Origin of the sequence: Candidatus Cloacimonas sp. (assembly GCA_035403355.1) — a bacterium.
Lineage (GTDB): Bacteria > Cloacimonadota > Cloacimonadia > Cloacimonadales > Cloacimonadaceae > Cloacimonas.
Genome location: DAONFA010000006.1, coordinates 1 through 13,237 on the forward strand (window position 1 = coordinate 1; position 13,237 = coordinate 13,237).

A 13,237-nucleotide genomic window follows, 5' to 3' on the forward strand; every position below is an offset into this window, starting at 1 on the left:
ATCGACCAGCATCAAATGAAAATAAGGTTCCGGTAAAAAAATATGGGAATGCCATCTATATCAGTGTTGACAGTGTAACCTATAGTGATAGTAATAACAACATTCCTGAATATAACGATACCGGTTACTATAGTGTAACTTTCAAAAATTTAGGTCAAGTTGCCTCCAGTTCCGCTACCGCTACTTTAACCTGTTCAACTGCCGGAATAACAATCACTGACGGAACGGAAACCCTTGCTGCTATTGCTGCGGGGGGAACTTTAGTAAAAAATAATGCTTTCAGTTTTACTGTGGCTAATAATATTTTAGACCAGCTGCAGGCAAACTTCAAAATTACTACCACTTCCGGAACTAATACCTGGGAATATAATTTTACTAAAACTTTTGCTGCTCCTGCTCTTGCTTTCGGAAATATAACTATCAGTGACCCGACAGGAAATAATAACGGTAATCTTGATCCCGGGGAAACAGCAACTTTAAGCATTCCCTTAAACAATTCCGGAGGTGCTAATTCCCTTGCCGGGTCAGCTTCTTTAACCTCTACTACCACTGGAATAACTATCAATAATGGTTCCGCCAGTTTTAACGCTATTACCGCTGGAAGCAGTGCTAACCTTACTTTTAGTATCAGTGCTGCCTCTTCAATGAGTCAAGGAACTTTAGCAGCACTTAATTTTAGTGCTACAGCCGGTGCCTATACAGCTGCTAAAACTCAAAATCTGGAAATTGGAGCTCCAACTGTTGTTACTATTGGAACCGGAACATCTACGCAGACCTATCCTCTGGATAGATATTATAACTATTCAGCTTTTGAGGCAATTTACCTGGCTTCAGAACTTCAATATGCCGGAACAATTAAGTCCCTTGGTTTTTATAAAGCCAATGGTAGTGATGTTAACCCTATTGAAGCAGTAACCATCTATATGAAAAATACTACTGAATCCTCTTTGAGCGATGGAACATATTCTACCACAGGATACACTCAAGTATATAGTGGAACCTTTACTAATAATGCTACCAGCGGATGGATGTCTGTTGATTTAAGCCCTCAATTTACTTGTAATGGTTCCAATCTGGCAATTTTGATTGTAAAGGGTAACCAGGCATATACTACCAGCTATCCTAACTGGACTTATACTACAGCAACTACAACTCGTGTTCGTTGTAGTCATAGTGATTCGGCTGCTCCAACAAGTTTGACCGGTTCTACCAGCTTGCCCAATATGCAAATAAAAATATTCCCTAATGCAAGTATTTTATACCCTCCTCAGAACTTAACCGCTGCTCCGGGAAATGGAAGTGTTATTCTTAGCTGGCAGGCACCTGTTTCAGGTCAACCAACAGGTTATAAAATATATAAAAATTCAGCACTGCTAACTACGGTTACCGGTCTAACCTATACAGATACGGCAGTAGTGAATGGCACAACCTACAGCTATTATCTTAAAGCTGTTTATGCAACTGGAGAATCAAGCTCTACTGCAACAGTTACAGCTACACCTTTCAATGTTTTTGAGACGGGTGCAATTATTGGAACCGGAACTTCCAGCACGGGAACAAATGAAGCATCTCCAATCAATGTTTATTATCAAAGCTTGCATGGCCAATCAGTTTATACAAAAGCTGAGTTGAATGCCGCCGGGGTAGTTAGCTCTGTATATATCTCTCAGCTGGGATTTAATGTTACTGGTTTGCCAGGTAAAACAATGCCGAATTTTGTGGTAAGAATGAAACATACCACAGCCACAGATGTTAGCAGTTGGATTGATAATACTAATTTGGTTACGGTCTATACTAATGCCAGCTATACTGTTTCCACAACCGGTTACAATATGCTGACTTTAAGCACGCCATTTTTATGGAATGGAACGGATAACATCTTAATTGATACAGCTTATGGTGTGATAGGCAGTTACAGTTCAACAGGAACAGTGCAATATACTTCTATAGCAAATGGTTATAGATTTACGCGTAATGATTCTGCTGATCAAACCAATGTGTTTAGCGGTGGTTCATCTTCCGTTTATAGACCTAATGTAAAATTATTCTTAACTGCCGTCTCCGGTAACCCTCAAATATCTGTAAATCCTGCTTCTTTTTCCTTTGGTTCAGTAGCAACAGGAACAACTTCCACCCAGAATTTCACGATTATAAATACCGGGGGGTCCACTCTAACTGGTTCTATAACAACTCCAACCGGTTATACCGTTTCTGCTGCTGCTAAAGAAATTCGTAATACTTTAAGCTTTTCTATTCCTGCAGGACAAAGCAAAAACTATATCTTAAGCTTCTCACCTGTTTCTGCAATCAGCTATAACGGCAATGTTACAATTTCCAGTAACAGCCAAACCCAATCCAATCTATCTTTACCGGTTACAGGTAGTGGATACATTCCTCCAACTATATCAGTAAATCCTAATGCCTTATCTGCAACTTTAACTACCGGAGCGGAAAGCACTCAGAATTTCACTATCAGTAATACCGGTTCACAAGCATTAACTTATTCTATTGCAGTAAGCGAAACTGATAGCAGAGATAAAGTTATCAGTCCTGTAAAAACAACTGGCAGTAAAAGCATTCAGGGCTCTACTTTAACTTTGAACGCAACGGAATATACTCCCGGAACAACGGTTAACTGGACTTTCACCGTAACCAATGCCAGCACCGATACAGAATGGCTGAAAGAAGTGATTGTTACTTTCCCTGCGGGAGTAACTGTTAATAGCGCTACTAATTTTGTTGGCGGTAGTGGTGGAGATTTAATTCCTGATCTAACAACCGGAACAGGTATTACCATTAGTTGGTTTGGTGAAACTGATTATGGATATGGTTTAATTCAGGGTTCAGAATCAGCTACTGCTACTGTAAATGTAACCATCGGTGCTTTGTTAACTACTCCAATTGTTCTTCCCTATACAATAAATGGCGATGTTTATGGTGCTGAGCCACATACTTTAAGCGGTGAGATTTCGCTTGCCTGTTCTCTTCTTCCTGTAGAATGGTTTACTGTAACTCCAAATAGCGGAATTATTACAGCCAGTGGTAATCAAACAATTAACGGTCATTTTTCCGCTGCGGGAATGGCAGAAGGCGTTTATAATGCAGTTTTAACTATTCAAAGTAACGATCCCGTTCATCCATTAAAAACCATTCCTGTAACGATGAATGTTTCTTCCGGTAATCACTCTCCACAGATAAATCTGCCGGAGAGCTTCAGTTTTGATAAAAACGGCACTTTGAATGTGAATTTTGCTTCCTACATCAGCGATGCCGATAACGATCCTTTAACCCTTTCGGTGAGCGGAAATATTCATCTTCAAATTAGTATTATCGGAACCCAGGTAACTTTCACTGCAGACCAAAATTGGGTAGGTAGTGAAAATATTACTTTTGGAGTTAGCGATACAGACCTGACTGCTTATGACAATGTGACGGTGATAGTTAATCCTGTAAATGTTCCTGATTGGCAACCTGTTGTTTATCCCATAAATCCTTCTACAGTATATGCCCAAGTGTCTATTGAAGGAATTCCGGCTCAGCTGAATGATTTGGTAGGTGCTTTTGTAAATAATGAATGTAGAGGCACCGGGGAAATTGTGTTAATTGATAGAGCAACTACCTATTCTACCATCTTAGTAAATCTTGCTGCCGAAGGAGAAATGGTTCAATTCAAGATTTATTCTTCCGCCAACGATACTGTTTATCCTGTGCAGGAGACCCTTACTATGCAAACAGGTAATGTTTATGGTTCTGCGGAAAGTCCTGTTACCCTGAATGGCACTACCAATATTGTTCTTACTCCTCCGCAGGTTAATCTGTTAAGCTATCAAAACAGTTATCGCCTTTCCTGGAATGCAGTTCCGAATGCTAATAACTATCGTATTTATTCCTGCAGCGAGCCCTACGGAACTTATCAGCTGGTTCATTCTACGGCAAGTTTATTTTGGGAAGTTCCTGTTACGCAGCAAAAATGTTTCTTCAAGGTTAGAGCGGAGCAAATTGAAATCAGTAAAGGCAAATAAATGAGAAAAACCATCCTTATTGCTCTGCTTCTGCTTTTGGCATTTATGTTATCAGCCAAAGAGTGGAATCAGTATTACTTCCGTTTTGAGTTGGTGAATAAAACCCTTCTCCCTGAGATAAGCAAAATAATCTCTATTGATAACATTCACGGTAATTGGGTTTATGCTTATGCCAACGATGAAGAATATAGCAACTTTATGGAGTTGGGCTTAAAAACCCAACTCCTGCCTTCTCCAGCATGTCTAACAGAACCGATAATGAGTTCGGAAGTAAGAGAAGTAAAACTTTGGGATAGCTATCCTACTTATGATAGTTATGTAAGCACAATGAATTCCTTTGCTGCTAATTATCCCAATTTATGCCAAATCGTTAATGCCGGAACTACAGTTAACGGACGCAGCATCCTGTTTGCCAGGATTTCTGATAATGTAAGCACTCAGGAAGCGGAACCGGAAGTTATGTATTCCTCAACAATTCATGGAGATGAGACCACGGGCTTTGTTTTAATGCTGCGTTTAATTGATACCCTTTTAAGCAGTTATGGAACCGATCAGCGTTTAACCGCTTTAGTTAATAATCTGGAAATTTGGATTTGCCCCAATACCAACCCTGATGGAACATATTATGGAGGCAACAGCACTGTTTCCGGAGCCAGAAGATATAATTACAACGGTTATGACTTAAACCGCAATTTTCCTGATCCCAACGGCAATCAATACAGCGGTCAACCCTTACAGCAGGAAGCAACCTTGATGATGAATTTGGCAAATAATCATCACTTTGTTTACAGCGTTAATTTTCATGGGGGGTCAGAGGTTGTAAATTATCCCTGGGATTACACTTATACAGCTCATCCCGATGAGAACTGGTATATTTCTACTTCCTTAGTTTATGCCAATAATGCTATTGCTAATGGACCTTCCGGCTATTTTACCAGCGTTTCTTCCAACGGTATATCTAATGGAGCGGACTGGTATGTAATTACAGGTGGCAGACAGGACTGGATGAATTATTCTGCTCATTGCCGGGAAGTAACTATAGAAATATCCGACACTAAAATGCCGTCTGCTTCTACTTTGCCTAACTATTGGAATTATAACTACGAAGCAATGATTTCCTATCTGGAACAGGCAATGTATGGAATTCACGGAATTGTGCAAGACCCTTACGGAAATCCTTTATCTGCTACGATTACTGTTAATAATTACGATAACAGCTATTCTACAGTGATAACCGATCCCTCAAAGGGTGATTTTTACCGGTATTTAAGCCCGGGAACTTATAGTTTGACCATTTCTGCCAGTGGCTATCCCGATAAGACCATTAACGGAATAGTTGTTAATGCCAACACAGCAACTCAGCTATCTGTAATTATGGGTGAACTTCCTCACTATCAACAAATTACTCTTAGCCCGGGATGGAATTTACTCAGTTTCAATGTAAATTTGGGAACGAATAATTTCAGCTCCGTTTTTGGCAGTAACCTTCTGCAGATTAAAGATACGGCAAAAAGTTATGCCCCTGAAATGCCTGCATATTTTAATACACTTTCATCGCTACAAAGTGCCAAGGGTTATTGGGTGCATAATTCTTCTGCTCAAAATCTCAGTGTTCAGGGTCAATTACTGAATACTGCAAACTATCCTGTTGCCTTAAATACCGGTTGGAATTTAGTCCCCTATTTGCCGGATAATTCATTGCCTGTTGCTGGTGCCATTGCTTCTATTATATCTAAAACACAGGAAGTGCGTTATTTATCCTCTGTTTGGAATCCCTCATCAGGGGGAACTTTAAGTGTTTTAGAGCCGGGAAAAGCATATTGGATAAAGGTTTCTGAACCTTGCCAATTGCTTTATCCGTAGTTGGAAGGGTAGCATCCTGCCAACTAAAAGTCCGTGTCTATAGTGTAGTCGGAGGATGCTGTTCCTCCGCAAAATGAATTTATAGTTGCGAAGCTACAGCGAGCTCCGACTACACTTATCTGTAATAACCCGGAGGCAGGTGTATAGAGTTCCGAGCTGATTTGGGGTTAATTTTTGCAGGTATTCTATTGTAATAATATCTTTAGCCCCCGGCATAATATCCTGAAGAAGGGAATTGGGGCATTGTTTCAGGATTTGGGTTGTTAAATATTCCTGTTCCGCAAATTTCGGTTGCAACTTAATGTCTGCTTTTGGTTTTCTATATTGAATGCGGAAGTTGCGTGTTTTATTTACTACACAGCGGTAGAAGGGATTTTGCATTTTGGCAGGAGACCATTGATGATGAGCATACTTTAATTTTGCCAGCTCCGGAGAAAGCTCGGCTAAAAAGCGATAATATAAAAGATTATCCTTCTTTTGTCCCATCGGAATCTGCATTGCCAACCGGTAAAACCTGTAATCCAAAAAAGGGGTTTCGGAACGAAAGTAATAGCGATTGCGGTCTTCTCCTTCAAAAGCCCAACGCGCAGAACGTTCAGCTAAAAGAGCATAAGCATATTTATAGTTATAATCCATGGTGGGATAGGTGGTTATAAGATTGAGGAGATATTCTTCCATCTCCTTCTGTTGAATGCAAAATAGTTCTGCAGCTACCTTTGGAGAAAAAACAGCATTCTTATTATACCAATAATCCAGCCACTGTTTTTCGTCAGTTAATTGCTTATCGGGCAAAAGATAACGCATTACTTTATCGCCGCCATCACCGGTTAAAAATAAAGCAGATTCCGGATACAGAGCCAAAGTCATTTCCAGATATTGCAGAAACATAGTTACAGATAGATAATTAATGCCCGCTTTCAGATAAAATAACTTTTCATAATGTTCAGGAGAACAGGGAGAAAGCCGTAAAATCTGATGGGGATTTTCCAATAATTTTGCTGTTTGCATAGCAACTAAAACATCGTCTTTCGCTGTATGATCAGCATCCAGAAAGGAAATAGCAGCAAAATCAAGATTATTTCTTTTAAGCGCTCCAGCCACACATCGCGAATCCATTCCCCCGCTTAAAGATATTATCTCGGGCAATTTTGAAGAGTAAGAATTACATATAGTTGTAAATGTTTCCTCAAGTTCTGCCAGCCATTTTTTGGCTGAAATACCATAGTTGGGCTCTACAAACCTCAATTCCGGCTGGGAACTTATTTGTAAATTGTCACTTAGCCAATCATATATCCCTAAAGTTCCACCTGCTATTGTCTCTATTTCATTATAAAAACTGCCTCGTCCGGGAACATAAGCCAGGGAAAGATACAAAGCCAGAAATAGCGGATTCAAAGCCAACTGATTGCTGATTGCCTTCACAAAAGAAATATCTCTACCCAAAATAAAACCTTCATTTTGTTTTGTGTAGTAAACCGGAAGACGGGCTAAAGCATCATTGGCAAAGATTATTTTGTGTAAAACAGGGTTTACGGCAAGCAGGAAAAAACCGCTATTAATTTGGTTGAGGTTTGTTTTCCAGCTATCTTGTAAAGCAGGTAACGCAGTTTCAGGATTTTGTAGTTGTTCTAAAATATCTTTAAAAGCGGGTGTTAAAAAGGAGTTCTCCTGTAATTCGTGAAAAATTTGCCAGCCCTGAAATTCTTCTGTCCGAACCTGATAGCCCTTATGCTGCGAAATTGTTATCAGCACTTCTCTGCAAGGTAAAAGGGATACTAATTTCAGATGTGGAAAAGTGTCCCCAAAGCTTTGCAGGTAATCATCCACCGTCTTTTGGGTCTGCTGTGTTATGCCTTTAGGGTTTATCAGGCAATTTATTCCCGGCATTAGTTCTCCTTTGTTTGCAATCATTCGCAGGATAGTTTTAAGCACAATCCGCTTTAAGTGGATATCTGTCAAATCCTTTTTCTGAATTCAACGGGTCTGAAAAAGTGTTTGCCAGGTTTCTGAACACCAAATAAATTCCCGTTTTTTCTCAATAACCTTCCGATATGACTCCCGTATCGTTCTCGTATCGCGATATGGGAACGATACGGGAATCTCATCCGCCGCAAATCGCCAAAAAACAGGAACTGCTAAACAAATATCTGGTGACAGAAAAAGAATAAAGAAACCAGAGAGTATTATTTGTTTTACCTCACAATTTTCAGGTTTGCAGATCAGCTAAAGAGCGGTTGTAAGTGAACTATAAGTTTGGGGTGTGGCTACATTGAAGGCGGGTGAAAATTGTAAGCCAAAACCCACACCGTTTATTTGACTACAGCTAATTTTGTTTTTGCCAGGCAGTTTCCTTTTGTATCCTGCAAAACGAGAAGATACATTCCGGCAGATACGGGAAAACCGTGATTATCTTTCAAATCCCAGGATAGGGTTTGTTCATTTAATGTTTTTGTAACCTTCAAATCTCTCACTTTCTGACCTTTGAGGTTATAGATATTCAGTGCACAGGGTTCAGAGCCGGTTTTAGTTAAATAAATATCGGCATAAGATATTGCCGGATTGGGAAATGCGGATATTTTTGCGGGTGGAATTTCAGGACTAACCGGGTCTTCATTTCCTACCAAAAAACCGGTTACAAAGAAACAACCCCCGGAATTCAAAACATAAAAAGAAGGGGTATTGATATAGGGAAAGATATCCATCTGTTTAACCGGGGCATTAAGTAGAGGATGATTAAAATAGGTTATCTCCCCTGAAGAATTCAACATACCTACAAAGCTGCTTTCTGCATTACTTTCTCCCCAGCCAAAGGTTACATTACCATTGTAAACAGGACCGATGCAAGAAAGAGCAGAAGTATAGTGTATATTTGTCCAATTCGCACCAAAATCATTAGAAAGCCAAAGTCCATCCGAATCACTTGTTACATCCATAATGGCATAAAGAGCTCCATTATCACTAAACCTGAAACCACGCAGATTACTAATGGAGGATTGCTGCCAGTTAAGTCCGTTATCATTGGAATAATAAACCATTTGACCAATATTAGTTATGATATTACTTTCATACCAGGCAATAGAATTGCATACATTTGAGCCCAAGGAGGTTATCCTGGTCCAGTTATGTCCATCCGCTGAACGATATAGACCATCCCTTTCACCTACATAATACACTTGGTTATTAGGATTGAACTTTACAAAATTAGGCATTATAAACCATTCATTCAGTTGCCAGTTATGCGTGTTAACATCAAAGTTATAAATGCCATCGCTGAAAGTTAAATCTCCCATAGCAACCAGCATCGTATCCGCATTCAGCATATAAGTGCCTCTAATAGTTAAACCTGAATCAAAATAGGAATAACTATTCCAGACCCCATTTTCCCAAAGGCAAAGTTTTTTCTGATTATTTATCAGAATTCCAAAACTCGCGGGCATTTGATCTAAATTGGCGCAAGAAAAGTCCTCTGCCACAGGTCCGAAGGCATCAACTTGAAAGGCAGAACATGATATTGCGCAAATCAGTAGGGCAAAGATAAAAATATTCTTCATTTTCGCCTCCTCTTTCCTTAAAAAGAGTAAAAAAAAAAGTAAACCAAACTCCTTGTAAGCTCCATATAAAAAATAAGCGAAAAACAAGAAAAAGCAAATTAGACAACAGAGATATGCAACAGGGATGTTACGGATTAAGAAGTAGCTTAACTGTAATATTACTTATTTCATCAATTCTGCTAATCCAAGTTGTCCAGTTATCTGAGTTCTATTTTTTTAGCAACTACTCCTTGCTTAAAGCATCCTTCATTTCCAGGGTTAATCTTCTTGCTTCTTTCCCGGCAGCAGAGGCAAAATCATTTCCCCGGGAAGCAAAAATGATGCCTCTTGAGCTATTGACCAAAATATTGGGTGTTGCCAAACTATCTTTTGCCTCTTGTAAAACTGTTTTCAGGTCTCCACCCTGAGCTCCAATTCCGGGAATTAGCAATATTCTGTTTCGTAGTAAGTTTCTCATTGCTTTTAAATTTGCACTATAAGTTGCACCTATCACGGCTCCGAAATTCTCCTTTGGATAATTCTGCAACCAGTCAGCTATTTTTTCTGCCATACCCTCTTTCAGAAAATCGGCGGCTGAAGGATTGGAAGTTAAACATAAAACAAAAGCAAAAGCATTTCTTTCTTGAATCGGCTGCATAACATCGCTTCCCATAAGAGGATTTAAGGTGATGGCATCCACTTTGAGGTCAGCAAAAAAAGCAGATAGATAGGCAGTCATAGTATTGCCAATATCCCCAATTTTCGCATCCAAAATCACAGGAATATTTTCCGGAATGAATTCCACCGTTTTATAAAGGGCATCCAAACCGCGCATTCCATCTGCCAGATAAAATGCCAAATTGGGCTTATAAGCACAAGCAAATTCAGCAGTTGATTCAATAATGGCTTGATTAAATTCCCAAATCGGATTGGCGGTTTTTTTTGCGCTTTCCGGAAGCTGCCCAAGTTCAGGGTCCAGCCCTACACAAAGCACTGATTTTATTTCTTGATAGCGTTCCTGATATTTATACCAAAACGATTTTAACACTATCTTCACCATCAATTTCTTCCAGAGAGACCTTAATTATTTCCTCTTTGGAAGTGGGCACATTTTTGCCTACATAATCCGCTTTAATAGGCAGTTCCCGATGACCCCGATCAATTAAAACAGCCAGCTGAATGTGTTTCGGTCTGCCAAAATCCATTAAAGCATCAATGGCGGCACGAACCGTCCTTCCTGTGTAAAGAACATCATCCACAAGAACAACAACTGCATTTTCAATCTCAAAATCAATTGCCGAGCCCTTAATAACCGGCTGATGACTAATCGTAGAAAGATCATCCCGATATAAAGTTATATCCAAAATGCCAACCGGAACTTCCTGATTGGATATAAGCTTTAAATAACTGGAAAGACGTTCTGCCAAAGGAACTCCCCGCGAACGAATACCCACCAGACGGATTTTTTCCAACCCGCGATTCTGTTCAATAATTTCGTGAGCCATTCTTTGCAGGGAACGCTCCATTTGGTCTTTGTCCATTATTTGACTTTTTACTTGCATTTTACCTCCTTACTAAGGGGCAATGTATGGAAAGAGCTGTTCTTCTGAGATGGGCAGTAAGTTCATACTGTCCCAACCCGGAAAATTCTTGTGTCCGTTGATGAATATCCGCACAGAGTAACATCCTCACTTTCCAAACCTGCATATTTTTATAATTACACATAACTGTTCACCCTTCACCCTTCACTTTTCACCGTTCACCCTTCACCGTTCACCCTTCACCGTTCACCCTTCACCGTTCACTGTTCACCGTTCACCGTTCACCGTTCACTTGACAACTGCTAACACATCCCCTTTGGCAACATTAGCTCCTCCGTTAAAAGGTGCTTCCACAAGCACTCCATCAACCGGAGAAGGGATATTATTATACATTTTCATTGCTTCCAAAACGAGGACTGTATCTCCCTGTTTAACAGAATCACCAGGTTTTTTTTCATATCTGATAAACATTCCCGGCATCGGGGCAGTTATTTTGGTTCCGCCTTCAGAATTAACTACGGGAGCAGGTTTTGGTGCAGGAGCAGGATTGGATGGCTTAACCGGGGAACCTGAATTATTAGCCGGTTTTGTTACCGGGTCTGAAGTTTGGGGTGCAGGATGCGAACTGATAATTTTGGGGGTTGCTCCTTTTTCAGAGACCTCTACCAGGTAATAAGTATTATCCACAAAAACATCAAACTGACGTAGGTCTTTAGGTTTATCCTGCGGTTCCGTTTTTTCTATCAGTTTACCTGCTTTGGCTTTAGCAATCAGTTCTTCTTCTTTTTTAATATCCTCCAGGGTTTTGGGCTTCATATCTTCCGGCATTGGTTCCAAGCCATATTTAATTCTTAAGAACTTTTTGCCGGTGAGGTTATAGAGGGCAACAATCAGCTCATCATCAATGCTTTTAGCCAAGCCCTCGCATTCTTTATGAACTTGTTCCATAGCAGGAGGAATTACATCTCCGGGACGACAGGTTATTGGTGTTTCGCCTTTAGGATAACCTTTCAATGCTTTTTTCTGTACTTCCGGATTGATGGGTAAAGTAGTTTTTCCATAAAGACCATAACAAAGGTCTTTCACCTGTTCCGTAATCCGGGAATATTCACCTTCATATTTATCAAACAAGGCATTATTAACTGCCTGAATACCAACAATCTGACTGGTAGGAGTAACTAAAGGAATTTGACCCAGGTCTTTTCTCACCTTAGGAATTTCCTTAAACACATCGTCCAGCTTATCCAAAGCATCCATTTGGCGTAATTGATTTACCAGGTTGGAAAGCATTCCGCCCGGGGTCTGATGAATTATTACATCGGTATCAATTATGGAGAATTTGGTAGTATCAGCAAATTCCATATACTTAGGAATATCTTTCTCCATTGCTTTGCCGATTTTGTTTAAAAGTTTGATGTCAAAACCGGTATCCCGATTGGTTCCCAAAAGAGAAATTACCAGGGGTTCAATAGCCGGATGAGAAGTTCTATAAGCATAGGGTGCTACACAAGTATCTATAATATCAACTCCTGCTTCAATAGCTTTTAACAAAGCCAAGTCCCCCATCCCGGAAGTGAAATGGGTGTGCAGATGAACAGGAACTTTCACATTTTCCTTCAGTGCCTTAATAAGTTCGTAAGCATCATAAGGAGCAACTATGCCTGCCATATCTTTAATGCAAATTGTATCAGCACCAAGCTCTTCCAGTTGTTTGGCTTTACTTACATAATACTCAATATTATAAATATCGCCACCCATTCTTTGTTCGGTTAAAGAAAAACAGATTGCGCCTTCAAATGCTTTCTTGTTTTTCTTGATGATTTTAACTGCGGTTATAAAATTGCGAAAGTCATTCAAAGCATCAAACACCCGAAATATATCAATGCCGTTATCGCAACAGCGCTGGACAAATGCTTCTACAACATCATCCGCATAATTTTGATAACCAACCAGATTTTGTCCTCTTAATAACATTGAAAACGGGGTTTTGGTAATATGTTTTTTCAGCACTCTAATTCTTTCCCAGGGGTCTTCTCCCAAGTAACGATGCATAGTGTCAAAAGTTGCTCCGCCCCAAACCTCCATAGAGTAAAAGCCAACCTGGTCCATCAGTTCTGCCACATTTAGCATATCTTCGGTTCTGCCTCTGGTGGCAAAAAGTGACTGATGCCCATCCCGAAAAGTTAAATCCTGAACTTTAACAGGATTTTCCGCTTTGGGTCGGTTCGGTTCATAATGCATAGTAGTCATTTCTACGCAACTATGTTTATCCATTTATGTC

Annotated in this window: 8 protein-coding genes; 2 read left to right on the forward strand and 6 right to left on the reverse strand. The window is 39.9% G+C overall.

Going from position 1 to position 13,237, the window contains the following annotated elements:
- Together PLE33_02905 and PLE33_02910 are read left to right on the forward strand one after the other, a co-directional pair.
- On the forward strand, nt 1-4,022 hold a 4,022-nt coding region (locus tag PLE33_02905; protein HPS60194.1), incomplete at its 5' end, for a gingipain R.
- Complete coding sequence (locus tag PLE33_02910; protein HPS60195.1) at nt 4,023-5,885, forward strand: M14 family zinc carboxypeptidase; 1,863 nt, start codon at nt 4,023-4,025, stop codon at nt 5,883-5,885. It begins immediately after the preceding gene.
- A 93-nt stretch (nt 5,886-5,978) separates the two neighbouring features.
- Here PLE33_02910 and PLE33_02915 read toward each other — a convergent pair whose 3' ends face one another.
- From PLE33_02915 to PLE33_02940, 6 genes are all read right to left on the reverse strand, one after another.
- A complete protein-coding gene (locus tag PLE33_02915; protein ID HPS60196.1) occupies nt 5,979-7,796 on the reverse strand; it encodes an asparagine synthase-related protein in 1,818 nt (605 codons plus the stop codon).
- 398 nt (nt 7,797-8,194) lie between these two features.
- Nucleotides 8,195-9,436: a T9SS type A sorting domain-containing protein gene (locus PLE33_02920; GenBank protein ID HPS60197.1), complete on the reverse strand. Its 1,242-nt coding sequence runs from the start codon at nt 9,434-9,436 to the stop codon at nt 8,195-8,197.
- Nucleotides 9,437-9,659: 223 nt separating this feature from the next.
- On the reverse strand, nt 9,660-10,475 hold the full coding sequence (pyrF, locus tag PLE33_02925) for an orotidine-5'-phosphate decarboxylase (GenBank protein ID HPS60198.1): 816 nt from the start codon (nt 10,473-10,475) through the stop codon (nt 9,660-9,662).
- Entirely contained in the window at nt 10,441-10,977 is a 537-nt protein-coding gene (pyrR, locus tag PLE33_02930) for a bifunctional pyr operon transcriptional regulator/uracil phosphoribosyltransferase PyrR (protein HPS60199.1), read from the reverse strand. The genes pyrF and pyrR overlap by 35 nt, the downstream gene beginning before the upstream one ends.
- 1 nt (nt 10,978) lies before the next feature.
- Complete coding sequence (locus tag PLE33_02935; protein HPS60200.1) at nt 10,979-11,122, reverse strand: four helix bundle protein; 144 nt, start codon at nt 11,120-11,122, stop codon at nt 10,979-10,981.
- Between the two features lie 122 nt (nt 11,123-11,244).
- Nucleotides 11,245-13,230, reverse strand: a complete 1,986-nt coding sequence (locus tag PLE33_02940; GenBank protein ID HPS60201.1) for a pyruvate carboxylase subunit B — start codon at nt 13,228-13,230, stop codon at nt 11,245-11,247.
- Nucleotides 13,231-13,237: the final 7 nt, after the last annotated feature.

What these genes read in the sequence shown, in the direction of transcription:
- PLE33_02910 (HPS60195.1), top strand. Translation starts at nt 4,023, where the DNA reads ATGAGAAAAACCATCCTTATTGCTCTGCTTCTGCTTTTGGCATTTATG.
- PLE33_02915 (HPS60196.1), bottom strand. Translation starts at nt 7,796, where the DNA reads ATGATTGCAAACAAAGGAGAACTAATGCCGGGAATAAATTGCCTGATA.
- PLE33_02920 (HPS60197.1), bottom strand. Translation starts at nt 9,436, where the DNA reads ATGAAGAATATTTTTATCTTTGCCCTACTGATTTGCGCAATATCATGT.
- pyrF (HPS60198.1), bottom strand. Translation starts at nt 10,475, where the DNA reads ATGGTGAAGATAGTGTTAAAATCGTTTTGGTATAAATATCAGGAACGC.
- pyrR (HPS60199.1), bottom strand. Translation starts at nt 10,977, where the DNA reads ATGCAAGTAAAAAGTCAAATAATGGACAAAGACCAAATGGAGCGTTCC.
- PLE33_02935 (HPS60200.1), bottom strand. Translation starts at nt 11,122, where the DNA reads ATGCAGGTTTGGAAAGTGAGGATGTTACTCTGTGCGGATATTCATCAA.
- PLE33_02940 (HPS60201.1), bottom strand. Translation starts at nt 13,230, where the DNA reads ATGGATAAACATAGTTGCGTAGAAATGACTACTATGCATTATGAACCG.